Source organism: Pectobacterium nicotianae (assembly GCF_023272715.1).
Classification (GTDB): domain Bacteria; phylum Pseudomonadota; class Gammaproteobacteria; order Enterobacterales; family Enterobacteriaceae; genus Pectobacterium; species Pectobacterium brasiliense.
The window spans coordinates 977,365-1,002,773 of the sequence record NZ_CP096821.1 but is presented as its reverse complement, the minus strand read 5'-3'; the positions used below and the strand labels follow the sequence as shown (position 1 = coordinate 1,002,773).

Genomic DNA, 25,409 nt, shown 5'->3' with positions numbered 1-25,409 from the left:
AGGAGTGACGCATGAGCCAGCGCGGATTGGAAGCACTGTTACGCCCTAAGTCTATCGCCGTTCTCGGCGCGTCAGAAAAACCGGGACGAGCCGGTTTTCTGATGATGAAAAATCTGCTGGACGGCCATTTCAGCGGCCCCGTGCTGCCTGTTACGCCGAAATATCGTGCCGTTTGCGGCGTGCTGGCCTACCCGACGGTCGCCAGCCTGCCGATGACGCCCGATCTTGCCGTGATTTGCACCAACGCTAGCCGTAATCTGACGCTGTTAGAAGAACTGGGACAGAAAGGCTGCAAAACCGTCATCATTCTCTCCGCGCCGCCGACCCAGTTCAGCGAATTAAAGGCCTGCGCCGTGCGCTATCACATGCGCCTGCTTGGCCCCAACAGCCTCGGGCTACTCGCGCCCTGGCAAGGCCTGAATGCCAGTTTCTCCCCAGTCCCGATTATGAAAGGCAAATTGGCATTCATTTCGCAGTCGGCTGCTGTGTCCAACACCATATTGGACTGGGCGCAGCAGCGCGGTATTGGCTTTTCCTATTTCATCGCTCTGGGCGACAGCCTGGATATCGATGTCGACGACCTGTTAGATTTTCTGGCACGCGATGGCAAAACCAGTGCGATTCTGCTGCATCTGGAACACATCAGCGATGCGCGCCGCTTTCTTTCTGCTTCTCGTAGCGCATCCCGAAATAAACCGATACTGGTGATAAAAAGCGGGCGCAGCCAGCAGGCCCAGCAGTTGTTGAATGACCAGCGTCACGGTCTGGATGCCGCCTATGACGCGGCAATTCAACGCGCAGGCTTACTGCGGGTACGGGATACACATGAGCTTTTTTCCGCAGTGGAAACCTTAAGCCACCTGCGGCCGCTGCGCGGTGAACGCTTGATGCTGGTGAGCAATGGCGCATCGCCCGCTGCACAGGCGCTGGATCAGCTTCTCAGCCGACAAGGCAAGCTCGCCCAACTCAGCGAGGCAACCCGACAAGCGCTACAGGAAGCGCTGCCGCCGACCGTCACTATCGGCAATCCGCTCGATCTGCGTGATGATGCGACCGCAGCCCGCTATCAGGCAGCGGTTTCGGTATTACTGGACAGCGATGAGGTCGATGCACTCTTAATCATTCACGCACCCAGCGCCGCTGCCCCCAGCACCGATAGCGCTGCGCAATTGATTACGCTCTTCCAACAGCATCCGCGTGGGAAAAGAATTACGCTGCTGACCAACTGGTGCGGTGAATTCTCCTCGCAGGAAGCACGACGCTTGTTTAACGATGCAGGCATTCCGACCTATCGCACGCCGGAAGGCGCGGTTACGGCATTTATGCATATCGTCGAATATCGGCGTAATCAGAAACAGCTAAAGGAAACCCCGGCGCTGCCGCTGAATTTAGGCATCAACGCCAGTCAGGCACATGCTCTGATTCATCAGGCGCTGTCAGATGGCGTGACGCAGCTTGATACGCATGAAGTTCAACCCATCCTGCAAGCCTACGGTTTGGATACGTTACCCACCTGGATCGCGGGCGACAGCGCAGAAGCCGTCCATATCGCCGAACAAATTGGCTACCCGGTCGCGATTAAGCTGAGATCGCCCGATATTCCACATAAATCGGAAGTTCAGGGCGTCATGCTGTACCTGAGAACCGCCAGAGAAGTCCAGCAGGCGGCAGATGCCATTCTTGACCGAGTGAAACGCACCTATCCACAGGCACGCATTTACGGCCTGCTCGTGCAGAGCATGGCAAATCGCGCTGGCGCGCAGGAGCTTAGGATTGCCGTCGAGCAGGATCCCGTTTTCGGTCCGCTGATTATGCTAGGAGAAGGCGGCGTTGAGTGGCGAGAAAAACAAGCTGCCGTCGCCCTGCCTCCGCTGAATATGACGCTGGCCCGCTATTTGGTGCTGCAAGCGGTGAAAGGCGGCAAGATTCGGGAATACAGCGCGCTGCGTCCGCTGGACATTCCCGCGCTCAGCCGCTTACTGGTTCAGGTATCCAACCTGATTCTCGACTGCCCTGAAATTTCCCGGCTAGACATTCATCCTCTGCTGGCATCCGGGGACACCTTTACGCTGCTGGATGTTACGCTACATCTGACGCCGTTCAGTGGCGATCCGCAGTCAAGGTTGGCAATCCGCCCTTATCCACACGAGTTGGAAGAAACGGTTACCCTCAAAAATGGTGATAGCTGTCTGTTCCGGCCAATTTTGCCGGAAGATGAACCGCTGCTCAGTTCGTTCATTGCAAGAGTGACGAAAGAAGACCTGTATTACCGTTATTTCAGCGAAATTAATGAATTTACTCACGAAGACTTAGCCAATATGACACAAATTGACTACGATCGTGAGATGGCATTCGTTGCCGTGCGCCAGCTCGGTGAGGAGACTGAGATTATTGGCGTGACGCGTGCGATTTCCGATCCGGATAATACGGATGCGGAATTTGCCGTGCTAGTGCGATCCGATCTAAAAGGGCTGGGCCTTGGCAGACGCCTGTTGGAAAAGCTGATTGATTACGCCAAAGCGCATGGTCTCTCCCGCTTGACCGGCATCACCATGCCGCATAATCAAGGCATGATCCAGCTGTCCAAAAAGCTCGGTTTTCACATCGACGTACAATTAGAAGAGGGAATTGTGACGCTGGAATTGCCGCTGAAGAATTGATAGCAAGACGTGACATGGCTCTTGCAACGGGAATTGTGATACCGATTCAATGGCAAAACAGACTCACAACAGCCGGAAAGTAATGGTATTATCGCCCATTCGGCTACTCCTTAACTTTTGATAATGACCAGAAGGTCATATACCCTAATGCAGCTCGACGTATGGTGGGTATAAACTGATGAGAGAAGAAACGCACTGTGATGCTGTCAAATTTTAAACGCAATAAATACCAACAGCACCTTGCACAACTGCCCAGAATTCCCCAGAACGCAGATGATGTTCAGACGTTACATTCGCCTGAGCTTTTCCGCACGACGCTGATTAACGCCATTTTGAGTGCTAAAAAACGCATCTATATCGTCGCGTTATATCTTGAGCGCGATGATGGCGGCATGGGAGTTCTATCCGCAATTTATGAAGCCAAACGGCAGTGCCCAGAGCTGGATGTCCGCATTCTGGTAGACTGGCATCGTGCTCAGCGCGGCAGGATCGGCGCAGCAGCAGAAAATACCAATGCCGACTGGTATTGCGATATGGCGAAAAAACATCCAGACACGCATTTCCCTATCTATGGTATTCCTGTCAACACACGCGAAGCATTGGGCGTGCTGCACCTGAAAGGATTCATTGTCGATGACACGGTCATCTACAGCGGGGCCAGCCTGAATGATGTTTATCTGCACCAACATCAGAAATACCGTTATGACCGCTATCAACTGATTCATAATCCGGTATTGGCCGATACGATGGTGCAATATATCCAGACCATGCTGACGGCTCCGGCAGTACAGCGATTGGATCATACCGATCGCCCGAAAAGTCTGGAAATAAAAAATGATATCAAGCAGTTCCGTCAAACGTTACGTACTGCCAATTATCAGGCTCCGGAACACAGCACGGACGCGCACGAATTAACCGTCACGCCGCTGGTCGGGTTAGGAAAACAAAGTCCGCTGAATAAGACCATCCATCACCTGATGTATTGCGCTGATGAGCATGTGGTTATCTGCACCCCGTATTTCAACCTGCCAGCGCTGCTGGTGAGAAATATCATCCGGCTATTACGAGACGGTAAGAAAGTAGAAATTATTATCGGTGATAAGACCGCTAACGACTTCTATATTCCAGAAGATCAGCCTTTCAAAATCATCGGCGCGTTACCGTATCTCTATGAGATCAACCTACGCCGTTTCCTGAGTCGTCTGGAGCGCTACATTGAGAATCAGCAGCTTGTTGTGCGGCTATGGAAAGATGGTGATAACAGCTTCCATCTGAAAGGCATGTGGGTAGATGACAAGTGGCAACTGTTGACGGGAAATAACCTTAACCCACGCGCATGGCGTCTGGATCTGGAAAATGCCATCCTGATTCACGATCCTCAGAAGGTTCTATTGCAGCAACGTCTGGACGAGCTGGACACGATCAGGACGCATACTCACGTCGTACAAAGCTATACGGAACTGGAGAGCATTGCGCAATATCCAGTGAAAGTCCGCAAACTGATACGACGTCTGCGCCGTATCCGTATCGATCGACTCATCAGTCGTATTCTCTAAGACCTGTGATCTGCTTTAAAAAAACCTCGGAAGCCGAGGTTTTTTATTGTCATTTGGGAGCCTGGCCGGTGCAACTATCGACCAGGCGTTATGGCAGCGGTCTGAAAACTAAAGCTTCATTCCTTTGCCTCTGCGATGCAGCGTCAATGACACAATAAACGCAACCGCCCCCATCACTGATACATACCAGAAGAAAGCCGTTTCCATACCAAACGATTTAAGCGAAAGTGCAACATACTCAGCCGAACCACCAAACAGCGCATTAGCAACCGCATAAGATAAGCCGACGCCCAACGCCCGGACTTCAGGCGGGAACATTTCTGCTTTTAAAATGCCGCTGATAGACGTGTAGAAACTGACAATAATCAGTGAAAGCATCACCAACGAGAAGGCAATGACAGGGCTAGTCACACTCTGCAGTACCGTCAGAATGGGAACCGTCAGCAATGCCGCAAGCCCGCCGAAACAGAGCATGGAGCTACGACGGCCAATCTTATCCGACAGCGCACCAAAGAACGGCTGTAGCAGCATAAAAATAAACAGTGCGAGGGTCATTAACCCACTAGCCGTTTTCGCATCCATCCCTGCTGTATTCACCAGATACTTTTGCATGTAAGTGGTAAACGTATAAAAAGCTAAAGAACCACCGGCCGTAAAGCCCAGTACGGTAATAAAGGCGCGGCGATGTTTCCACAAACCCGCAAGTGAGCCAGCATCTTTATGTCCGCGAGTTGTTTTATCAGACGTTTCATTCAAAGAGCGGCGTAAATAAAGCGCGACAATCGCTAAAATAGCACCGAGAGCGAAAGGAATACGCCATCCCCACGCCCGCAAATCTTCATCACTCAGTATCTGTTGTAATATCACAACGACTAACAGCGCCAGCAGTTGGCCGCCAATCAGCGTGACATACTGGAAAGAAGCATAGAATCCCTTACGTCCCTCAACGGCAACTTCACTCATATACGTTGCGCTAGTGCCGTATTCTCCACCGACAGAAAGCCCCTGAAATAAACGGGCTAATAACAATAAAAAGGGAGCCCAGGTGCCAATGGTTTCATATCCCGGTAAACATGCAATAACCAGAGATCCAAAACACATCATGCAGACTGAAATTAGCATTGAATTTTTACGACCATGCTTGTCTGCAATGTAACCGAAAAGCCAACCGCCTATCGGTCTCATTAAAAAGCCTGCTGCAAAAACCCCTGCGGTTTGTAGTAATTGAGTGGTGGTATTTCCCGAAGGGAAAAAGATATGGGCAAAATAGATTGAGCAAAAGGAATAAACATAAAAATCAAACCACTCAACCAAATTACCCGATGAAGCGCCAACTATAGCTCGGATACGTTGACGCGTATCTTTCGCATTTTCCGTTAGATCAGTCATCTTATTTTATTCTCCTGTTTTTCCGGGCATAAAACGATGCCCGCTATAGTAAAGCGGCACTTAAACCCTGAGGCAACAAGTTCCTGATTGTAATAATTTATTAATGTAACAACGCAAACAGTGCTTTTATTACCCTTAACTGAAACACGGATAAATAAAACAGCACAAACAGGACGTTATTATGAGGTGGGTTAATAAGAAGATAAGCGCGTCTATTCAGGTAAAAGGAAGAGTTTACGATCCTGAAATAGAAATAAATAAAAGGCCATCCTGTTAAGGATGGCCTTTTATCTTAATTGAAACCTGGCAGTTCCCTACTCTCACATGGGGAAGCCCCACACTACCATCGGCGCTACGGCGTTTCACTTCTGAGTTCGGCATGGGGTCAGGTGGGACCACCGCGCTATCGCCGCCAGGTAAATTCTTTTTTAAGCCGAACATTAACCCAAATAACTGGTGCTGATACCCAGAGTCGAACTGGGGACCTCACCCTTACCAAGGGTGCGCTCTACCAACTGAGCCATATCAGCGCACCTGTATAATTTGATGCCTGGCAGTTCCCTACTCTCACATGGGGAAGCCCCACACTACCATCGGCGCTACGGCGTTTCACTTCTGAGTTCGGCATGGGGTCAGGTGGGACCACCGCGCTATCGCCGCCAGGCAAATTCTGTTTCATTCCAGCCGTTACTATGGTGACTTTATCTTTCTCGTCATCACGCAACCACCAGAACCAATCTCTGAACAAGCTGAACATCGTTCTCTATGAGTCTTTAAAACACCTTCGGTGTTGTAAGGTTAAGCCTCTCGGGTCATTAGTACTGGTTAGCTCAACGTATCGCTACGCTTACACACCCAGCCTATCTACGTCGTCGTCTTCAACGGCCCTTCAGGGACATCAAGTGTCCAGGGAAGACTCATCTCGAGGCAAGTTTCCCGCTTAGATGCTTTCAGCGGTTATCTCTTCCGCACTTAGCTACCGGGCAATGCAATTGGCATCACAACCCGTACACCAGTGGTGCGTTCACTCCGGTCCTCTCGTACTAGGAGCAACCCCTCTCAATCTTCCAACGCCCACGGCAGATAGGGACCGAACTGTCTCACGACGTTCTAAACCCAGCTCGCGTACCACTTTAAATGGCGAACAGCCATACCCTTGGGACCTACTTCAGCCCCAGGATGTGATGAGCCGACATCGAGGTGCCAAACACCGCCGTCGATATGAACTCTTGGGCGGTATCAGCCTGTTATCCCCGGAGTACCTTTTATCCGTTGAGCGATGGCCCTTCCATTCAGAACCACCGGATCACTAAGACCTGCTTTCGCACCTGCTCGAGCTGTCACTCTCGCAGTCAAGCTAGCTTATGCCTTTGCACTAACCTCCTGATGTCCGACCAGGATTAGCTAACCTTCGTGCTCCTCCGTTACGCTTTGGGAGGAGACCGCCCCAGTCAAACTACCCACCAGACACTGTCCGCAACCCGGATTACGGGTCCACGTTAGAACATCAAACATTAAAGGGTGGTATTTCAAGGTTGGCTCCACGCAGACTGGCGTCCACGCTTCAAAGCCTCCCACCTATCCTACACATCAAGGCTCAAGGTTCAGTGTCAAGCTATAGTAAAGGTTCACGGGGTCTTTCCGTCTTGCCGCGGGTACACTGCATCTTCACAGCGAGTTCAATTTCACTGAGTCTCGGGTGGAGACAGCCTGGCCATCATTACGCCATTCGTGCAGGTCGGAACTTACCCGACAAGGAATTTCGCTACCTTAGGACCGTTATAGTTACGGCCGCCGTTTACCGGGGCTTCGATCAAGAGCTTCGCCTTGCGGCTGACCCCATCAATTAACCTTCCGGCACCGGGCAGGCGTCACACCGTATACGTCCACTTTCGTGTTTGCACAGTGCTGTGTTTTTATTAAACAGTTGCAGCCAGCTGGTATCTTCGACTGATTTCAGCTCCATGAGCAAGTCACTTCACCTACCATCAGCGTGCCTTCTCCCGAAGTTACGGCACCATTTTGCCTAGTTCCTTCACCCGAGTTCTCTCAAGCGCCTGAGTATTCTCTACCTGACCACCTGTGTCGGTTTGGGGTACGATTTGATGTTACCTGGAGCTTAGAGGCTTTTCCTGGAAGCGTAGCATCGGTTACTTCATCACCGTAGTGACTCGTCATCACGCCTCAGTGTTAACGATGACCCGGATTTACCAAAGTCATCCACCTTCACGCTTAAACCGGGACAACCGTCGCCCGGATAACCTAGCTTTCTCCGTCCCCCCTTCGCAGTAACACCGAGTACAGGAATATTAACCTGTTTCCCATCGACTACGCTTTTCAGCCTCGCCTTAGGGGTCGACTCACCCTGCCCCGATTAACGTTGGACAGGAACCCTTGGTCTTCCGGCGTGCGGGTTTTTCACCCGCATTATCGTTACTTATGTCAGCATTCGCACTTCTGATACCTCCAGCAGCCCTCACAGGCCACCTTCGCAGGCTTACAGAACGCTCCCCTACCCAACAACACCTAAGTGTCGCTGCCGCAGCTTCGGTGCATGGTTTAGCCCCGTTACATCTTCCGCGCAGGCCGACTCGACCAGTGAGCTATTACGCTTTCTTTAAATGATGGCTGCTTCTAAGCCAACATCCTGGCTGTCTATGCCTTCCCACATCGTTTCCCACTTAACCATGACTTTGGGACCTTAGCTGGCGGTCTGGGTTGTTTCCCTCTTCACGACGAACGTTAGCACCCGCCGTGTGTCTCCCGTGATAACATTCTTCGGTATTCGTAGTTTGCATCGGGTTGGTAAGTCGGGATGACCCCCTAGCCGAAACAGTGCTCTACCCCCGAAGATGAATTCACGAGGCGCTACCTAAATAGCTTTCGGGGAGAACCAGCTATCTCCCGGTTTGATTGGCCTTTCACCCCCAGCCACAAGTCATCCGCTAATTTTTCAACATTAGTCGGTTCGGTCCTCCAGTTAGTGTTACCCAACCTTCAACCTGCCCATGGCTAGATCACCGGGTTTCGGGTCTATACCCTGCAACTTAACGCCCAGTTAAGACTCGGTTTCCCTGCGGCTCCCCTATACGGTTAACCTTGCTACAGAATATAAGTCGCTGACCCATTATACAAAAGGTACGCAGTCACCTAACAAGTAGGCTCCCACTGCTTGTACGTACACGGTTTCAGGTTCTATTTCACTCCCCTCGCCGGGGTTCTTTTCGCCTTTCCCTCACGGTACTGGTTCACTATCGGTCAGTCAGGAGTATTTAGCCTTGGAGGATGGTCCCCCCATATTCAGACAGGATGTCACGTGTCCCGCCCTACTCATCGAACTCACAACTTGTGCATTTTTGTGTACGGGACTATCACCCTTTACTGTGCGACTTTCCAGACGCTTCCACTAACACACAAACTGATTCAGGTTCTGGGCTCCTCCCCGTTCGCTCGCCGCTACTGGGGGAATCTCGGTTGATTTCTTTTCCTCGGGGTACTGAGATGTTTCAGTTCCCCCGGTTCGCCTCATGACACTATGTATTCATGTCATGATAGTGTGTCGAAACACACTGGGTTTCCCCATTCGGGTATCGTCGGGTATAACGCTTCATATCAGCTTACCGACGCTTATCGCAGATTAGCACGCCCTTCATCGCCTCTGACTGCCTAGGCATCCACCGTGTACGCTTAGTCGCTTAACCTCACAACCCGAAGGTGTCTTTAGTAAACCAAAGTCACTGTCGCGCTGCGATTATTTGAGAGACTCATTGACAGACTGATTCACCACGACACACCCGAAGGCCGCCGTGTATGTTCAGCTGTCATGTTTCAATTTTCAGCTTGTTCCAGATTGTTAAAGAGCAAAACTTCGCAGTGCACCCAGACAGGTACACTCTGAAATTTTCTATACAGCGAGTAGTGATGGTGGAGCTATGCGGGATCGAACCGCAGACCTCCTGCGTGCAAGGCAGGCGCTCTCCCAGCTGAGCTATAACCCCATCGTTGCTTACAGATACCTTAGATACCACTCACGGAAGAGTTGGTAGGCCTGAGTGGACTTGAACCACCGACCTCACCCTTATCAGGGGTGCGCTCTAACCACCTGAGCTACAAGCCTATTAAGGTATTTCTGCTCGTTATTTTCATCAGACAATCTGTGTGAGCACTTCACTTAACGCACATCTTTTTGGTAAGGAGGTGATCCAACCGCAGGTTCCCCTACGGTTACCTTGTTACGACTTCACCCCAGTCATGAATCACAAAGTGGTAAGCGCCCTCCCGAAGGTTAAGCTACCTACTTCTTTTGCAACCCACTCCCATGGTGTGACGGGCGGTGTGTACAAGGCCCGGGAACGTATTCACCGTAGCATTCTGATCTACGATTACTAGCGATTCCGACTTCATGGAGTCGAGTTGCAGACTCCAATCCGGACTACGACGTACTTTATGAGGTCCGCTTGCTCTCGCGAGGTCGCTTCTCTTTGTATACGCCATTGTAGCACGTGTGTAGCCCTACTCGTAAGGGCCATGATGACTTGACGTCATCCCCACCTTCCTCCGGTTTATCACCGGCAGTCTCCTTTGAGTTCCCGACCGAATCGCTGGCAACAAAGGATAAGGGTTGCGCTCGTTGCGGGACTTAACCCAACATTTCACAACACGAGCTGACGACAGCCATGCAGCACCTGTCTCAGAGTTCCCGAAGGCACCAAAGCATCTCTGCTAAGTTCTCTGGATGTCAAGAGTAGGTAAGGTTCTTCGCGTTGCATCGAATTAAACCACATGCTCCACCGCTTGTGCGGGCCCCCGTCAATTCATTTGAGTTTTAACCTTGCGGCCGTACTCCCCAGGCGGTCGATTTAACGCGTTAGCTCCGGAAGCCACGCCTCAAGGGCACAACCTCCAAATCGACATCGTTTACAGCGTGGACTACCAGGGTATCTAATCCTGTTTGCTCCCCACGCTTTCGCACCTGAGCGTCAGTCTTTGTCCAGGGGGCCGCCTTCGCCACCGGTATTCCTCCAGATCTCTACGCATTTCACCGCTACACCTGGAATTCTACCCCCCTCTACAAGACTCTAGCCTGTCAGTTTTGAATGCAGTTCCCAGGTTAAGCCCGGGGATTTCACATCCAACTTAACAGACCGCCTGCGTGCGCTTTACGCCCAGTCATTCCGATTAACGCTTGCACCCTCCGTATTACCGCGGCTGCTGGCACGGAGTTAGCCGGTGCTTCTTCTGCGGGTAACGTCAATCAGCAAGGTTATTAACCTTACTGCCTTCCTCCCCGCTGAAAGTGCTTTACAACCCGAAGGCCTTCTTCACACACGCGGCATGGCTGCATCAGGCTTGCGCCCATTGTGCAATATTCCCCACTGCTGCCTCCCGTAGGAGTCTGGACCGTGTCTCAGTTCCAGTGTGGCTGGTCATCCTCTCAGACCAGCTAGGGATCGTCGCCTAGGTGAGCCATTACCTCACCTACTAGCTAATCCCATCTGGGCACATCTGATGGCGAGAGGCCCGAAGGTCCCCCTCTTTGCTCTTGCGAGGTTATGCGGTATTAGCTACCGTTTCCAGTAGTTATCCCCCTCCATCAGGCAGTTTCCCAGACATTACTCACCCGTCCGCCGCTCGTCACCCAGGGAGCAAGCTCCCCCGTGCTACCGCTCGACTTGCATGTGTTAGGCCTGCCGCCAGCGTTCAATCTGAGCCATGATCAAACTCTTCAATTTAAGATTTGTTTGATTTGCTGAACTCGTCAGCGATGCTCAAAGAATTAGTAACTGTTTATTCGTAATGAATTTACTGTTGTTCACTCTTCAAGACTTTTTTATATCGTTAAGATACGGTCTTGTGAGTGCCCACACAGATTGTCTGATTAAATTGTTAAAGAGCAGTGCGTTGTGGTCTTAACCACTTCGCGAGGTGGCGTATATTACGCTTTTCACCTTCAGAGTCAACGCTTATTTTAAAGCATTTTCTCTTTCTTTATCGACCCGGTTGTGTGCTCACAGCGCCGTGTCGATGGAGGCGCATTATAGGGAGCCGATTCAGAAGCGCAAGCAAATCTCGTAAACTTTTTTCTGTTTGCGCATCTTTCATTCGTTCCGCTTGTTAACTGCGCGTTTTTATCCATTTTGGCAGGTCTGCGAGGCTTTCCAGCACACCATCGGCCAGTGCTTCGCCTTGCTCAGTGACGGGTTTACCAGTACGAACCAGCAGCTTTTTTCCTATACCAGCGCCAATTGCAGCCTGAATATCCTCTAATTTGTCTCCCACCATATAGGAAGCCGCCATATCAATGTTCAGCTCACGCTGTGCGGAAAGCAGCATACCAGGCTCAGGCTTACGACAATCACAGCTCTGGCGATACTCACCTTCCCCAGCTTCAGGGTGATGCGGACAAAAATAGATGCCATCCAGATCAACACCACGATCGGCCAGCGACCAGTCCATCCACTCCGTCAGTTGCATAAACTGATCTTCTGTAAACTTACCGCGGGCGATGCCGGACTGATTCGTCACCACAACCAGCGCGAACCCCATGCTTTTCAACTCACGCATGGCATCGATGACGCCATCAATAAATTGAAAATGGTCAATGTCATGAACATAACCGTGATCGACATTGATCGTGCCGTCACGATCAAGAAAAACTGCTGGAACGCTTTGTGCCACTGACTTTGCTCCTGAATGCCTAAATTACGCAGTAGTATCGCATGTTTTCACGCATAGGGAGAATGCAGAGCCATGACAATCCCGATTGACTTAGACGTCTAGACGCCCTAACATCCGTTTCATATTCTGTTAATTCAGAAACTGATTTATCCAGCCATAGGCACTCACGATAAAAAACATATGATTGAACTTTCTAATATTACTAAGGTTTTTCAGCAAAACGGGCGAACAATTACCGCGCTTGCTGATGTCAGCCTTCATGTTCCCACCGGGCAAATTTATGGCGTTATCGGCGCATCAGGCGCAGGTAAAAGTACACTAATCCGCTGCGTCAATTTATTGGAACGTCCGACAGAAGGGAAAGTGCTGGTCGATGGGCAAGAGTTGACTCAGCTGTCAGATAGCCAGTTGACGCGTGCACGCCGTCAAATCGGCATGATTTTCCAACACTTCAACCTGCTCGCTTCGCGCACCGTTTTTGGCAACATATCACTACCGCTGGAATTGGATAACACGCCGAAAGCCGACATAACCAAACGAGTCAATGAGTTGTTGGAGTTGGTTGGACTGGCAGATAAGCATGATGTCTACCCAGCCAATTTGTCCGGCGGACAAAAGCAGCGCGTCGCCATTGCCCGTGCACTGGCTAGCAATCCTAAAGTTCTGCTGTGTGACGAAGCGACCAGCGCGTTGGATCCTGCAACAACCCGTTCGATTCTTGAGTTACTGAAAGACATCAATCGCCGCCTCGGTCTAACCATCCTTCTTATTACCCATGAAATGGACGTGGTGAAACGCATTTGCGATCAGGTTGCGGTGATCAGCGACGGGCGGCTCATTGAGCAGGACACCGTAAGCGAAGTCTTCTCACACCCGAAAACGCCTCTGGCGCAGAAATTCATTCAGTCAACGTTACACCTGGACATCCCAGACGATTACCTCACTCGTCTGTCCCCTGACTCTCGTCCGAATTCCACACCGTTATTACGAATGGAGTTTACGGGTAAATCGGTGGATGCTCCGCTGCTGTCCGAGGTTGCTCGACGCTTTAACGTCAACAACAACATTATCAGCGCCCAGATGGATTATGCCGGTGGCGTTAAGTTCGGCATCATGCTGGCAGAAATGCACGGCAACGATGCGGATATCAAAGCCGCAATCCAATTTCTGCAGGAAAGTCACGTTACAATTGAGGTTCTGGGTTATGTCTGAAGCAATGATGTGGTTAATGGCTAAGGGAGTATGGGAAACCGTCGCGATGACGTTCGTTTCTGGTTTCTTTGGCTTTGTGCTTGGCTTACCCGTAGGCGTTTTGTTGTATACCACACGTCCGGGGCAAATCATCGCCAACCCAAAACTCTACCGAACCGTTTCTGCACTGGTAAACATCTTCCGCTCGATTCCATTCATTATTTTGCTGGTGTGGATGATTCCTTTTACCCGCATCATTGTCGGAACCTCGATTGGTCTGCAAGCGGCTATCGTTCCCCTCACCGTAGGAGCAGCGCCGTTTATTGCCCGCATGGTGGAAAATGCGCTACTTGAAATTCCTACAGGCCTGATCGAAGCCGCCCGTGCGATGGGTGCAACGCCAATGCAAATCATCAGAAAAATATTACTGCCGGAAGCATTACCAGGACTCATTAATGCCGCAACTATCACGCTAATCACACTCGTAGGCTATTCTGCTATGGGTGGAGCCGTAGGCGCAGGCGGCTTAGGTCAAATTGGTTATCAGTATGGTTATATTGGTTATAACGCGACGGTCATGAATACGGTATTAATATTACTGGTTGTTTTGGTTTACCTGATTCAATTCTGCGGCGACAGGGCAGTAAAAGCTGTCACACACAAGTAGTCATCACAATACGCATTTGCCATACAGGCATCTGCCAAGAGAATAATTAATTAGGGGTAAGGATATGGCGATTAAACTGAAATCTATTGCGACCATTGGCGCACTTATTGGTGCTCTGGCGCTAACGGGATGTGGTCAGGAAGAAAAGAATCCTAATCATATTAAAGTCGGCGTTATTGTTGGTGCAGAGCAGCAAGTGGCGGAAGTCGCGCAGAAAGTGGCGAAAGACAAATACGGCCTGGACGTTGAATTGGTCACATTCAACGACTACGTTTTGCCAAATGAAGCTCTGAGCAAAGGCGACATCGACCTGAATGCCTTCCAGCACAAACCTTATCTGGATCAGCAGATCAAAGATCGTGGTTATAAACTGGTTTCTGTCGGCAATAGCTTTGTTTACCCAATCGCGGGTTACTCCAAAAAAATCAAATCGCTGAATGAGCTGCAAGATGGTGCTCAAGTTGCGCTGCCAAACGATCCAACCAACCTGGGCCGTTCTCTGCTGCTGCTGCAAAAAGTCGGCTTGATTAAACTGAAAGACAACGTTGGTCTGCTGCCAACCGTACTGGATGTGACTGAAAACCCGAAAAACATCAAACTGGTAGAGCTGGAAGCACCACAGCTGCCACGTTCTTTAGATGACGCACAAATCGCGCTGGCTGTAATCAACACCACTTACGCTAGCCAGATTAACCTGACGCCAACCAAAGATGGCCTGTTTGTTGAAGAGAAAGACTCTCCGTATGTAAACCTGTTGGTTTCACGCGAAGACAACAAAGACGCTGAAAACGTGAAGAAATTCGTTCAGGCTTATCAGTCTGATGAAGTGAATGACGCAGCAAATAAAATCTTTAATGGCGGCGCAGTGAAAGGCTGGTAATCCCATCCTAACGCGTTTAATTAAAAGATATCTGTAAGACGGGCTATGGCCCGTCTTGTTATTTGTGCAATTGCTTGCTTCAATACCCGCTCTTTGAGAAAAAGCAGAGGAATCCTTAATGCGTGCTGTTCCCTTTATATTGTTGGCCATGTCGCTGACAGGCTGTTCTTTATTTCAGAAGCCACCGGCACCGGCACCTCAACCCGCGATTGAAACCAAAACTGTAGAACCTGCGCCTAAACCGAAGCCTGTGGCTCGCCCGACGCCAGCGGTGTTATATAAAAGTGCAGAAGAATTAGTCGGTAAACCTTTCCGTGATATGGGCGAAGTTTCGGGGTCCTCATGTCAGGTCAGCGCTCAGGACTCTCCCCCTAACGCGGCAAATGCGCGTAAAAGAATGCAAAACCGCGCAACGGCAATGAAAGCTAATGCGGTTTTACTGCATGAATGCCAAACCGTCAGCGGTGTAGCGGGTTGCTACAGCCAGGTCGTTTGCCAAGGCACCGCGCTGAAAGTTTCTGCACAATGAGTCAATTTGTTTTCAATCAGATCGGGATTATCCGCTCACCATATAAAGAAAAGTTTGCCATTCCGCGGCAGCCGGGTCTGATTGAAGACGGAGGCGGAGAGCTTCAGCTATTACCGCCGTACAATCAAGCAGACTGTGTGCGGGGGCTGGAAGATTTCAGCCATATTTGGATAGTGTTCATTTTTCATCAAACGATGGAAGGCGGCTGGCGTCCGACAGTTCGACCACCGCGTCTGGGAGGAAACACACGTACAGGCGTTTTCGCTACGCGTTCCACCTTCCGTCCCAATCCTGTTGGCATGTCGTTGGTTGAATTAAAAGGCATCCGAGCAAAAGGCGATTCGGTTACGCTCGACTTAGGTAGTCTTGATCTGGTTGATGGCACACCGGTCATCGATATCAAACCTTACCTACCCTTTGCAGAAAGCCATCCTCAAGCGCGAGCGGGATTTGCCCAAATGGCACCCGATGCCGCGATGCCCGTCGCTTTTTCCCCTCTTGCGGAAAGCCAGATCGCAGAACACCAAAAGAAATATCCCCAGTTAAAACGCTTTATCTCTCAGGTTTTGGCACAGGATCCGCGTCCCGCCTACCGTAAAGGGGAAAGCACTACACGGGAATACGCCGTTTTATTATTGGAATTCAATGTGCGTTGGCGCGTCAGCGAAGAACAAACCGAAGTGTTAAGTCTCGACCCGTCACATACGTGTTAATACACGAACCGCAGCAATATATTCTAAAATTGTCCCTGCTCTCTTTTGACACGTCGTCCACGCTGGTAAACTAAGCCACTTTTTATGTGCCTTCGGCTGCGCGGCAGCCCTATGCTACTTGTCGTTCTAACGGAACTAAAACCCCATGCGTACTAGCCAATACATGCTCTCCACACTCAAGGAGACGCCAGCCGATGCAGAAGTCATCAGCCATCAGTTGATGCTCCGGGCAGGAATGATTCGTAAACTGGCCTCAGGTCTTTACACCTGGTTGCCGACCGGTTTACGTGTTTTGAGAAAAGTTGAAAATATCGTGCGCGAAGAGATGAACAACGCTGGCGCGATTGAAGTGTCCATGCCCGTTGTTCAGCCTGCCGATTTATGGGTGGAAAGTGGACGTTGGGATCAATATGGCCCGGAACTGCTGCGCTTTGTCGATCGTGGTGAGCGCCCATTTGTGCTCGGCCCAACACACGAAGAAGTGATTACCGATCTGATTCGTAATGAAATTAGCTCTTATAAACAGCTGCCGCTGAATTTCTTCCAGATTCAAACCAAATTCCGCGATGAAGTGCGCCCACGTTTTGGCGTCATGCGCTCGCGTGAATTCCTGATGAAAGACGCCTACTCTTTCCATACCTCGCAGGAATCATTGCAGGTCACTTACGACGCGATGTACGCCGCTTACAGCCAGATTTTCAGCCGCATGGATCTGGATTTCAGAGCCGTTCAGGCGGATACCGGTTCTATCGGTGGCAATGCCTCCCATGAGTTTCAGGTGCTGGCGACCAGCGGCGAAGACGATATCGTTTTCTCAACGGAATCCGACTACGCGGCAAACATTGAACTGGCAGAAGCTATCGCGCCGAAGTTAGGCCGCGCTGAAGCGACGGAAGAGTTGCGTCTGGTTGATACGCCAAATGCCAAGACCATCGCCGAGCTGGTTGAGCAGTTTACGTTGCCAGTAGAAAAAACAGTGAAGACGCTGCTGGTTAAAGCAACGGAAGAAAGCGGCCATAAACTGGTTGCCCTGCTGGTTCGCGGCGATCACGAACTGAATGAAATCAAAGCGGAGAAAATTGCTCAGGTTGCCAGCCCGCTGACATTCGCAACAGAAGAAGAAATTCGTGCAACTATCGGTGCAGGTCCAGGTTCACTTGGCCCAGTCAAGTTGTCGATTCCTGTTGTTGTCGATCGTACCGTTGCGGCGATGAGCGATTTCAGCGCTGGCGCGAACATCGATGGCAAACACTATTTTGGTATCAACTGGGAACGTGACGTTACGCTGCCGCAGGTTGCAGATATCCGTAACGTAGTTGAAGGCGACATCAGTCCAGACGGCAAAGGCACACTGCAAATTAAACGCGGTATCGAAGTGGGCCATATTTTCCAACTGGGCAGCAAGTATTCTGAAGCGCTGAAAGCGACGGTTCAAGGTGAAGACGGCCGTAACCAGACGCTGACGATGGGTTGCTACGGTATTGGTGTGACGCGCGTTGTCGCAGCGGCGATTGAGCAGAATCATGACGAACGCGGCATCATCTGGCCAGATGCAATTGCACCTTTCCACGTTGCTATTCTGCCAATGAACATGCACAAATCTTTCCGCGTGAAGGAAGTGGCTGAGGATATCTACCAGCAGCTGCGCGCTAAAGGCATTGAAGTTCTGCTTGATGACCGTAAAGAGCGACCAGGCGTGATGTTCGCCGATATGGAGTTGATTGGCGTACCGCATACCATCGTCATTGGCGATCGCAATCTGGATAGCGAAGAGATTGAATATAAGAATCGTCGGGTCGGTGAAAAGCAGATGATTAAAACCAGCGAAATCATCGATTTCCTGCTGGCGAATATCGTACGCTAATCGCTGTCGGACCGCCCTTTCACGCGAAAGGGCGAATACAGACATAAAAAAATGGTGGGTCTCCCCACCATTTTTTATTTCAAGACATCAGTAACGCGTCACGAATTATTCACGAAACAGTTCTTCAATGCTCAACCCCTGAACCTGCAAAATTTCCCGCAGGCGGCGTAAGCCTTCAACCTGAATCTGGCGAACACGTTCGCGCGTTAAGCCGATTTCACGACCCACATCTTCCAGCGTAGCCGCTTCGTACCCTAACAGGCCGAAACGACGCGCCAACACCTCACGCTGTTTGGCATTAAGCTCAAACAACCATTTAACGATATTCTGCTTCATATCGTTATCCTGAGTGGTGTCTTCAGGTCCGTTATCTTTTTCGTCTGCCAGAATATCCAGCAGCGCTTTTTCCGAATCGCCACCCAGCGGAGTATCGACGGAAGTAATACGTTCATTCAGGCGCAGCATGCGGTTGACGTCATCAACAGGTTTATCAAGCTGTTCGGCGATTTCTTCCGCACTCGGCTCGTGATCCAGTTTATGAGACAGTTCGCGCGCAGTGCGCAGATAAACGTTGAGTTCTTTGACTATGTGAATCGGCAAACGGATGGTACGGGTTTGATTCATGATCGCCCGTTCTATCGTCTGTCGAATCCACCAGGTTGCGTAGGTTGAAAAACGGAATCCTCTTTCTGGATCGAATTTTTCAACCGCACGGATCAGGCCGAGGTTCCCCTCTTCAATCAGGTCCAGCAGCGCCAGACCACGATTGTTGTAACGGCGGGCAATTTTCACCACCAGCCGCAGGTTACTCTCGATCATCCGTCGGCGCGATGGGACATCGCCACGCAACGCGCGTCGGGCAAAATAAACTTCTTCTTCTGCGGTTAAAAGCGGCGAATAGCCGATCTCTCCTAAATAGAGCTGTGTTGCGTCAAGGACACGCTGTGGGACCCCTTGCGATAACAGCTCGTCTTCCGCCGAGTCATTATCATTGGTATCTTCCTCTGCCAGCGCTTTATCGTCAAAAACGTCAAGTCCATTTTCTTCGAAATCGGTATCTTCATGTAACTCGTTAACTTTCAGCGTACTTTGGCTCATAAGTGGCTCCTACCCGTGATCCCTTGGCAGAATACCGAAATACTCTGCCCGATTTATCGCTGCGGCAGAAAACGCAGCGGGTTTACGGATTTCCCCTTGTAACGAATTTCAAAGTGCAAGCGAACTGAGCTGGTGCCCGTACTGCCCATCGTAGCGATTTTTTGTCCTGCCGTGACGTCTTGTTGCTCACGGACTAGCATCGTATCGTTATGGGCATAGGCACTGAGGTAGTCATCATTATGTTTGATGATTATCAGATTTCCGTAACCACGTAGCGCATTACCCGCGTACACCACGCGCCCACTGGCGGTTGCGGTGATCGGTTGCCCACGTGAGCCGGCGATATCAATCCCTTTATTTCCCCCCTCAGAAGCGGAGAAACTATCTATGACTTTCCCATCGGTAGGCCAACGCCAACTGCCGACAGCAGCCGTATTGCTGCTGGCAACAGCCGCTGGTGCGGAAACAGGAGCGGTTGTTGGTGCCCCTGTCGTAGGTAACATCTTACCTACATTCTGTTTACCCTGATTACCAGAATACGCATTAGTTGACTGAGAATCAACCGATGTAGTTTGTATTTGCGCACTTGATGGCGGCGTAGGTATACCACCTCGGGTGGCATCGGTTGTTGCCAACATTCCACCACCGCTCGTCAGGCCACCGCCCGAAGCGTTGTTGCCAGATCCGCTGCCTAAATTCAGTGATTGCCCCACATTCAGGCTGTATGGCTCAGGAATATTGTTGCGTTGCGCCAGATCCCGGTAGTCATTACCGGTAATCCACGCGATATAAAACAGGGTATCGCCCCGTTTAACCGTGTAGGAATTGCCGCCGCTGTAGCTGCCTTTCGGAATATTGCCGTAGCTGCGGTTGTAAACAATTCGTCCGTCGGACGTTGTTGCAACGCTTTCACCCGCCGTTGAAATGCGTGATGGTGGCGCAGATAACATTCCCCCTCGGTTGCCCGTATTTCCGTCAACGCTGCTGATCGGTGCGGATTTGGAATTATTGTTGGTACATCCCGCCAATCCTAAGACAATCACCGTACAAGCAGCAATGTGACGCAAATTCATCATTCGGCTTCCCATGCGCCTTACTCCCCTATAACTATAGCGTTCAAAAAAGTGTCGATAACATTCAAAAAACAGTAATACTCAGAACTCAATTCGGACATGTCTGCCTCGCACCTGCTCTCGCTTAACGGGTTGTAGCTCAACTGCCCGTTGCGTAAGTGATTGTAGCGTAACCGGTATCCGGTGATTTATTCGTTAGTTGGAACGAGAAAGATCGCTACTTCACCATCGCTGGCGCATAAGCAAAACGAGAAAGGCACCACGATGATTAGATGCTAACAATATCAACAAGTTCGCACTATAAAACAGTTGTGTTGAAATTTTAAAGACTTAACAACAAATGCGTACCAACGCCACGGTATCAGGCTAATTCCCCTTTGACCAGCGGAACAAACCGAACAGCTTCAACCGTTTGAATAATAAATTCGCCAGCATGGCGTTGAACAATTTGTAAGTATTGTGACTGTTCACCAACAGGCAACACCATCACGCCGCCTTCATCAAGCTGTTCCATCAGCGCTCGGGGAATTTCCGGCGGTGCAGCAGTGACGATGATGGCATCAAACGGCCCGCGCGACGCCCAGCCCTGCCACCCATCGCCATGACGGGTAGAAACATTATGCAGATCAAGCTGCTTTAAGCGACGTTTAGCCTGCCATTGCAGCCCTTTGATGCGCTCAACCGAGCAAACGTGCCGCACCAAATGCGCCAGAATTGCCGTTTGATAACCCGACCCAGTGCCAATCTCCAGCACGCGGGATTCGGGCGTCAGGCTGAGCAGTTCCGTCATCTTCGCAACGATATAGGGCTGCGAAATCGTCTGGCCGGAACCAATAGGCAGAGCGGTATTTTCATACGCTTTATGCTCGAAAGCCTCATCAACAAAACGTTCTCTGGGTACGGCTTCTATCGCCTTCAGCAGACGTTCGTCCTGAATGCCCTGCTGGCGCAGCTGCGCCAACAACGTTTCTATACGCTTGTTTACCATTCCCCGCCGACCTCAGCTCTGGTTAACCTCGTCACCAATACAGCAATTTTCCCGCACAGGGGTAAGCTAACCGCCGCTATCGCACGGTTGCCAGCATTATTCTTTTCAACTATTTTCTGCAAAAACGTATCGCAGTACATCAGGCACCGAGATCGGTATCCTGCTGTGAATGCAGCAATTCACGCACCACGCTGGTCGCAAAACTGCCCGCAGGTAGCCAAAACTTCACTTCCACGGTCGCATCGTCCTGCCATTCCCAGTGCATCTGCTGCGGATACAGCAGCACCGCACGCCGGGCAGGTTCGACCCGCTCACGCTTAATCAAAGACCACAGCGTGTCTTGTCCGAGCAAAGCCTGTTCTTCAAATACCCGCGCGTCATCCTGCGTACCAAGTTCGCCATCACCAGGCAGCGGCGCGGTAATCTGGAGTTCGCCCGCATCAAGGCGCGTCTGTAAAACGTCTAATTCATCAGGCTTAGCAACAAACCAGCTGCCGCGCCCTGTTAGCTGCAATGCATCACCACACAAGACCGTTTTCGCCTTCTGCTCCGCGAGTCGTGCACTGGCAACCTGATTAAACATCGCGCTGCGGCTGGCGGAAAGATAAAAACTCCGCTTACTGCGTTCTTTTACCCGAATCTCGTTATTTGCCCAAAGACGAGCCTGCTCAAGATTATTTCCGTTGCGCCCGAAACGCTGGCTGCCGAAATAATTAGGTGCGCCGTTCGCGGCGATCAGCGCCAAACGCGCGTCGACCTCGTTTCGATCGCTAACCTGACGCAGTACCAGCGTAAAATGGTTACCTCGCAGCGTACCGATCCGCAGCTTGCGACGATGGCGAGTCACCTCAAGCACATCACAGCCTTCAAGCGCCAGCGAGGAGAAATCAGGCGTCTCTTTTCCCGGCATGTGCAGGCAGAACCACTGTTCGGTGACAGCATGACGATCTTTCAGGCCCGCATAGCTAACGGCACGCAGCGGTAGACGAACAAATTTCGCCAGCATCTCGGCCACAAATTGCGTATTGCAACCGCGTTTGCGCACGCGCACCAATACCTGCTCACCGTCACCATCTGGCTGAAACCCCAGATCTTCCACCACCAGAAAATCTTCAGCAGTGGATTTCAATGAGCCAGTAGCCTGTGGTTCACCGTGCAACCAGACGAGTTGTTCGTTATTTTCCATCGTTATCCTACAAAGTGCATGGCCGGATGACGCACGGCCACGACATTGTTTTTTATACTGTTAACTTTCTATGACTGATAAGGCTATCGCTTACCACGCAACAATTTCGCCCGTTCCTTTTTTCACCAGCAGGGCAACGGCTTCGCAGGCAATGCCTTCGCCGCGACCAGTAAAGCCCAATTGTTCTGTTGTGGTCGCTTTCACATTGACGTCGTCCATATGGCACTGCAAATCTTCCGCCAGATTCACGCGCATTTGCGGGATATGCGGTGCCATTTTCGGCGCCTGCGCAATAATCGTGACGTCCAGATTGCCCAACTGGTAGCCTTTTTCATTGATACGACGCCAGGCTTCACGCAGCAGACCACGGCTGTCCGCGCCTTTAAAGGCCGGATCGGTATCAGGAAACAGCTTGCCAATGTCACCCAGCGCGGCGGCCCCCAACAGGGCATCGGTCACGGCATGCAGCACCACATCCCCATCGGAATGCGCCAGCAGGCCTTGAGTATAAGGAATTCGCACGCCACCGATCACCAGCGGACCTTCTCCACCGAACTTATGGACATCAAAACCGTGACCGATACGCATCGCGCGTTCTCCTTATCTGTATTTAACGAATAAATTTAGCGAATAAAATAGGGTTACTGCAAACTGGTTAAATAGAATTCGGCTAATGCCAAATCCTCTGGACGAGTGACTTTGATATTATCCGAACGTCCGCTGATAATTTGCGGGCGATAGCCACAGTATTCCAACGCGGAGGCTTCATCTGTGACGGCAACGCCATCCTGAAGCGCCCGTTGCAGGCACTGTTTCAACAGCGCAGCAGGAAAAAGCTGCGGCGTCAGCGCATGCCATAAATCGTTACGTTCTACCGTGCGATCGATAAACCCGTCCGTGCCGCGTTTCATGGTGTCACGAACCGGCGCGGCCAGAATTCCACCAACGTCACTCTGCTCGACAATCGCCAGCAGGCGCGTCAGATCGTCCTGATGAAGACACGGACGCGCCGCGTCATGCACTAACGCCCATGCGCTATCGGCAACGGTAGACAGCCCAGCCAGCACGGAATCCGCACGCTGCTGCCCACCCGTCACGGCACAAATACGGGGATCGTTGGCAATCGCCAGGGTATGAAAGAATGCGTCATCAGGACTGATAACGACGACGACACGCTGCACGCGTGAATGGCGTAAAAGCGCGTCGATGGTATGTTCAAGAATGGTTTTATGGCCGGTCGCATCATTGCCAATCGTCAGATACTGCTTAGGACGATCGTTTTGCATCCGGCTGCCGTTACCCGCAGCGGGTAAAACGGCAACAATGTCAGGCGGGGAAAGGCGTGGTGTCTGCATGCGTCAACGTTGTATGTTGTTGGATGGAGCGTTATTAGATGACGTCGTATTCGCGTTACGATGGTTCGATTCTGGCACCAGACGATAGAAGCTTTCACCGGGTTTAATCATCCCCAGCTCATTGCGTGCACGCTCTTCAATCGCTTCCTGTCCGCCATTGAGGTCGTCAATTTCAGCAAACAGCTGTTCGTTACGGTCTTTTAATTTGGCATTGTTCCCCTGCTGGACAACAACATCATCTTTCACCCGAACATAATCATGAATGCCATTCTTGCCCAGCCACAGTGAGTACTGAAGCCAGCCAAGCAATATCAATAATAACAGCGTAAGCTTTCCCATCCCGCCCCCTGAAAAACCGCCTAATCATCCCATAACTTTTGTTTCGACTCCACTGTGTCCGGCAGTGGGAGGCAATATTCACCCTGCCGCGAGCCCAAATGGGGATATTTCGGGCAGAAGATCACGCCAAACGCGCGCCCGCGCCACACTCACGTCGTCCATTCATCCTCTCGTACTTTCTATTCATCAAAAGACGTAAGCGCATAGCATCTGCCTGGCTAAAACCGTCCATAGGAAAAACGTCAGTTGAACCATTAATGCTATCTGTGTATTTTTATGCATACAAAGTGCATAAAAAAAGAAAGTTTTACATTTAAACCAGGAGAAAACCATGTTCAAAAAATTGTTATTCGTTGGTGCGCTCTTCACCACCGCCCTATCCACTACCGTACTCCCCACCAGCGCCTTCGCTGCAGAGCCAACTTACGTTGTTGGCTCTGGCGGAACCTATCGTCCCTTTGAATTTGAAAATGCGCAGAAAGAGCTGGAAGGCTTTGATATTGATATTATTAAAGCGATCGCCAAGGCGGAGAACTTTAATATCAAGCTGATCAATACGCCGTGGGAAGGGATCTTCGCGACCCTTAACTCCGGCGACCGCGACATTATTATTTCCGGTATCACGATTACCGACAAACGTAAGCAAATGGTCGATTTCTCCGCACCGTATTTCCCAGCCGAGCAGTCCATTGTGGTGCCTAAAGGCTCGACGATCGACTCAATTGCGGCGCTGAAAGATCACAAAGTCGGCGTTGTGAACTCCAGTACCGCCGATATCGTGGTCTCCGATGTATTAGGTAAAAACAGTACATCGATTAAGCGCTTTGATAACACCCCGTTAATGTTACAAGAGCTGTATGAAGATGGTGTGGGTGCAGCGGTTGGCGACGTGGGCGTGGTGAAGTTTTACATTAAGACGCACCCTGAAAAACAGTTCAATCTGGTTTCCGACGCTAAATTCGAACGCCAGTATTTCGGGATCGCCGTCGCGAAAGGCAACGATCAGCTGCGCGCGAAGATTAACTCCGGGCTGAAAAAAATCGTTGCTGATGGCACCTACGCCAAGATCTATCAAACCTGGTTTGATAACAACGTTCCGACCTTACCCGCAGAATAACGCCTGCAAGACACTGCGCACCTCTCCAGGTCTCCACCGCCTCACACGAGACGTCGCATCAACCGGACAGCTAGCCTGTCCGGTTTAATTTAGAGTAATCATTACGTTAGCCTATTCAAAAAAGGA

At 50.9% G+C, this 25,409-nt stretch carries 18 protein-coding genes, 3 tRNA genes and 4 rRNA genes; 9 read left to right on the top strand and 16 right to left on the bottom strand.

All coding sequences use genetic code 11. The features are described 5' to 3' along the window. Nucleotides 1-11 precede the first annotated feature (11 nt). Together MYB54_RS04415 and pssA are read left to right on the top strand one after the other, a co-directional pair. Nucleotides 12-2,660, top strand: a complete 2,649-nt coding sequence (locus MYB54_RS04415; protein ID WP_014916447.1) for a bifunctional acetate--CoA ligase family protein/GNAT family N-acetyltransferase — start codon at nucleotides 12-14, stop codon at nucleotides 2,658-2,660. Between the two features lie 200 nt (nucleotides 2,661-2,860). Continuing rightward, the gene (gene pssA, locus MYB54_RS04410; protein WP_039518043.1) at nucleotides 2,861-4,216 is read left to right on the top strand and encodes a CDP-diacylglycerol--serine O-phosphatidyltransferase; all 1,356 of its coding nucleotides are present in this window, start codon (nucleotides 2,861-2,863) and stop codon (nucleotides 4,214-4,216) included. A gap of 108 nt (nucleotides 4,217-4,324) precedes the next feature. On the opposite strand, the gene MYB54_RS04405 is transcribed toward pssA, so the two are convergent. The 9 genes from MYB54_RS04405 to gmhB form a co-directional block, all read right to left on the bottom strand. After that, entirely contained in the window at nucleotides 4,325-5,605 is a 1,281-nt protein-coding gene (locus tag MYB54_RS04405) for an MFS transporter (RefSeq protein WP_014916449.1), read from the bottom strand. A gap of 301 nt (nucleotides 5,606-5,906) precedes the next feature. Next, a 5S ribosomal RNA gene (rrf, locus tag MYB54_RS04400) occupies nucleotides 5,907-6,022 on the bottom strand. Nucleotides 6,023-6,059: 37 nt separating this feature from the next. Next, a tRNA-Thr gene (locus MYB54_RS04395) sits at nucleotides 6,060-6,135 on the bottom strand. Between the two features lie 18 nt (nucleotides 6,136-6,153). Next, a 5S ribosomal RNA gene (gene rrf, locus MYB54_RS04390) occupies nucleotides 6,154-6,269 on the bottom strand. 130 nt (nucleotides 6,270-6,399) lie between these two features. Next, a 23S ribosomal RNA gene (locus MYB54_RS04385) occupies nucleotides 6,400-9,306 on the bottom strand. Nucleotides 9,307-9,527: 221 nt separating this feature from the next. Continuing rightward, nucleotides 9,528-9,603 (bottom strand) — tRNA-Ala (locus MYB54_RS04380). A 42-nt stretch (nucleotides 9,604-9,645) separates the two neighbouring features. After that, nucleotides 9,646-9,722 (bottom strand) — tRNA-Ile (locus MYB54_RS04375). Nucleotides 9,723-9,795: 73 nt separating this feature from the next. Next, a 16S ribosomal RNA gene (locus tag MYB54_RS04370) occupies nucleotides 9,796-11,337 on the bottom strand. The 16S, 23S and 5S rRNA genes sit together here with 3 tRNA genes alongside, the layout of an rRNA operon. Before the next feature lie 382 nt (nucleotides 11,338-11,719). Further along, the gene (gmhB, locus tag MYB54_RS04365; RefSeq protein WP_014916450.1) at nucleotides 11,720-12,283 is read right to left on the bottom strand and encodes a D-glycero-beta-D-manno-heptose 1,7-bisphosphate 7-phosphatase; all 564 of its coding nucleotides are present in this window, start codon (nucleotides 12,281-12,283) and stop codon (nucleotides 11,720-11,722) included. Nucleotides 12,284-12,463: 180 nt separating this feature from the next. On the opposite strand from gmhB, the gene metN reads away from it, so the two are divergent. The 6 genes from metN (at nucleotide 12,464) to proS (ending at nucleotide 18,127) form a co-directional block, all read left to right on the top strand. Further along, on the top strand, nucleotides 12,464-13,495 hold the full coding sequence (gene metN, locus MYB54_RS04360; protein WP_014916451.1) for a methionine ABC transporter ATP-binding protein MetN: 1,032 nt from the start codon (nucleotides 12,464-12,466) through the stop codon (nucleotides 13,493-13,495). Then, the gene (locus MYB54_RS04355; protein ID WP_010681577.1) at nucleotides 13,488-14,141 is read left to right on the top strand and encodes a methionine ABC transporter permease MetI; all 654 of its coding nucleotides are present in this window, start codon (nucleotides 13,488-13,490) and stop codon (nucleotides 14,139-14,141) included. The genes metN and MYB54_RS04355 overlap by 8 nt, the downstream gene beginning before the upstream one ends. A gap of 64 nt (nucleotides 14,142-14,205) precedes the next feature. Continuing rightward, nucleotides 14,206-15,021, top strand: a complete 816-nt coding sequence (locus MYB54_RS04350; protein WP_014916452.1) for a MetQ/NlpA family lipoprotein — start codon at nucleotides 14,206-14,208, stop codon at nucleotides 15,019-15,021. A gap of 118 nt (nucleotides 15,022-15,139) precedes the next feature. Further along, on the top strand, nucleotides 15,140-15,550 hold the full coding sequence (rcsF, locus tag MYB54_RS04345; RefSeq protein WP_010681579.1) for an envelope stress sensor lipoprotein RcsF: 411 nt from the start codon (nucleotides 15,140-15,142) through the stop codon (nucleotides 15,548-15,550). Further along, nucleotides 15,547-16,263 carry a tRNA (N6-threonylcarbamoyladenosine(37)-N6)-methyltransferase TrmO gene (gene tsaA, locus MYB54_RS04340; protein WP_014916453.1) on the top strand — a complete coding sequence of 239 codons (717 nt, stop codon included), beginning with the start codon at nucleotides 15,547-15,549 and terminating at the stop codon, nucleotides 16,261-16,263. The genes rcsF and tsaA overlap by 4 nt, the downstream gene beginning before the upstream one ends. A gap of 145 nt (nucleotides 16,264-16,408) precedes the next feature. Continuing rightward, nucleotides 16,409-18,127, top strand: coding sequence for a proline--tRNA ligase (proS, locus tag MYB54_RS04335; RefSeq protein WP_014916454.1), 1,719 nt, complete (start codon nucleotides 16,409-16,411; stop codon nucleotides 18,125-18,127). Between the two features lie 105 nt (nucleotides 18,128-18,232). Here the strand turns inward: proS and rpoS are convergent, their stop codons facing one another. From rpoS to ftsB, 7 genes are all read right to left on the bottom strand, one after another. Further along, nucleotides 18,233-19,225, bottom strand: coding sequence for an RNA polymerase sigma factor RpoS (gene rpoS, locus MYB54_RS04330; RefSeq protein WP_010299820.1), 993 nt, complete (start codon nucleotides 19,223-19,225; stop codon nucleotides 18,233-18,235). 53 nt (nucleotides 19,226-19,278) lie between these two features. Then, nucleotides 19,279-20,301, bottom strand: coding sequence for a murein hydrolase activator NlpD (gene nlpD, locus MYB54_RS04325; protein ID WP_039283027.1), 1,023 nt, complete (start codon nucleotides 20,299-20,301; stop codon nucleotides 19,279-19,281). A gap of 358 nt (nucleotides 20,302-20,659) precedes the next feature. Then, nucleotides 20,660-21,286 carry a protein-L-isoaspartate(D-aspartate) O-methyltransferase gene (locus MYB54_RS04320; RefSeq protein WP_010681583.1) on the bottom strand — a complete coding sequence of 209 codons (627 nt, stop codon included), beginning with the start codon at nucleotides 21,284-21,286 and terminating at the stop codon, nucleotides 20,660-20,662. Between the two features lie 139 nt (nucleotides 21,287-21,425). Then, entirely contained in the window at nucleotides 21,426-22,472 is a 1,047-nt protein-coding gene (gene truD / locus MYB54_RS04315) for a tRNA pseudouridine(13) synthase TruD (RefSeq protein ID WP_039283030.1), read from the bottom strand. 90 nt (nucleotides 22,473-22,562) lie between these two features. Next, on the bottom strand, nucleotides 22,563-23,060 hold the full coding sequence (ispF, locus tag MYB54_RS04310) for a 2-C-methyl-D-erythritol 2,4-cyclodiphosphate synthase (protein ID WP_014916457.1): 498 nt from the start codon (nucleotides 23,058-23,060) through the stop codon (nucleotides 22,563-22,565). 53 nt (nucleotides 23,061-23,113) lie between these two features. Beyond that, entirely contained in the window at nucleotides 23,114-23,827 is a 714-nt protein-coding gene (gene ispD, locus MYB54_RS04305; protein WP_248721555.1) for a 2-C-methyl-D-erythritol 4-phosphate cytidylyltransferase, read from the bottom strand. A 3-nt stretch (nucleotides 23,828-23,830) separates the two neighbouring features. Beyond that, nucleotides 23,831-24,166 (bottom strand): cell division protein FtsB, encoded by a 336-nt coding sequence (gene ftsB / locus MYB54_RS04300; RefSeq protein ID WP_040043998.1) that lies wholly within the window; start codon nucleotides 24,164-24,166, stop codon nucleotides 23,831-23,833. A 331-nt stretch (nucleotides 24,167-24,497) separates the two neighbouring features. On the opposite strand from ftsB, the gene MYB54_RS04295 reads away from it, so the two are divergent. Beyond that, nucleotides 24,498-25,283 (top strand): basic amino acid ABC transporter substrate-binding protein, encoded by a 786-nt coding sequence (locus tag MYB54_RS04295; protein WP_039466034.1) that lies wholly within the window; start codon nucleotides 24,498-24,500, stop codon nucleotides 25,281-25,283. Nucleotides 25,284-25,409: the final 126 nt, after the last annotated feature.

Excerpts from the sequence above, each read along its gene's own strand:
- ispD (WP_248721555.1), bottom strand. The coding sequence starts at position 23,827 with ATGCAGACACCACGCCTTTCCCCGCCTGACATTGTTGCCGTTTTACCC.
- truD (WP_039283030.1), bottom strand. The coding sequence starts at position 22,472 with ATGGAAAATAACGAACAACTCGTCTGGTTGCACGGTGAACCACAGGCT.
- proS (WP_014916454.1), top strand. The coding sequence starts at position 16,409 with ATGCGTACTAGCCAATACATGCTCTCCACACTCAAGGAGACGCCAGCC.
- rcsF (WP_010681579.1), top strand. The coding sequence starts at position 15,140 with ATGCGTGCTGTTCCCTTTATATTGTTGGCCATGTCGCTGACAGGCTGT.
- tsaA (WP_014916453.1), top strand. The coding sequence starts at position 15,547 with ATGAGTCAATTTGTTTTCAATCAGATCGGGATTATCCGCTCACCATAT.
- metN (WP_014916451.1), top strand. The coding sequence starts at position 12,464 with ATGATTGAACTTTCTAATATTACTAAGGTTTTTCAGCAAAACGGGCGA.
- MYB54_RS04355 (WP_010681577.1), top strand. The coding sequence starts at position 13,488 with ATGTCTGAAGCAATGATGTGGTTAATGGCTAAGGGAGTATGGGAAACC.
- nlpD (WP_039283027.1), bottom strand. The coding sequence starts at position 20,301 with ATGATGAATTTGCGTCACATTGCTGCTTGTACGGTGATTGTCTTAGGA.
- MYB54_RS04350 (WP_014916452.1), top strand. The coding sequence starts at position 14,206 with ATGGCGATTAAACTGAAATCTATTGCGACCATTGGCGCACTTATTGGT.
- MYB54_RS04295 (WP_039466034.1), top strand. The coding sequence starts at position 24,498 with ATGTTCAAAAAATTGTTATTCGTTGGTGCGCTCTTCACCACCGCCCTA.
- ftsB (WP_040043998.1), bottom strand. The coding sequence starts at position 24,166 with ATGGGAAAGCTTACGCTGTTATTATTGATATTGCTTGGCTGGCTTCAG.
- MYB54_RS04320 (WP_010681583.1), bottom strand. The coding sequence starts at position 21,286 with ATGGTAAACAAGCGTATAGAAACGTTGTTGGCGCAGCTGCGCCAGCAG.
- rpoS (WP_010299820.1), bottom strand. The coding sequence starts at position 19,225 with ATGAGCCAAAGTACGCTGAAAGTTAACGAGTTACATGAAGATACCGAT.
- MYB54_RS04415 (WP_014916447.1), top strand. The coding sequence starts at position 12 with ATGAGCCAGCGCGGATTGGAAGCACTGTTACGCCCTAAGTCTATCGCC.
- MYB54_RS04405 (WP_014916449.1), bottom strand. The coding sequence starts at position 5,605 with ATGACTGATCTAACGGAAAATGCGAAAGATACGCGTCAACGTATCCGA.
- ispF (WP_014916457.1), bottom strand. The coding sequence starts at position 23,060 with ATGCGTATCGGTCACGGTTTTGATGTCCATAAGTTCGGTGGAGAAGGT.
- pssA (WP_039518043.1), top strand. The coding sequence starts at position 2,861 with ATGCTGTCAAATTTTAAACGCAATAAATACCAACAGCACCTTGCACAA.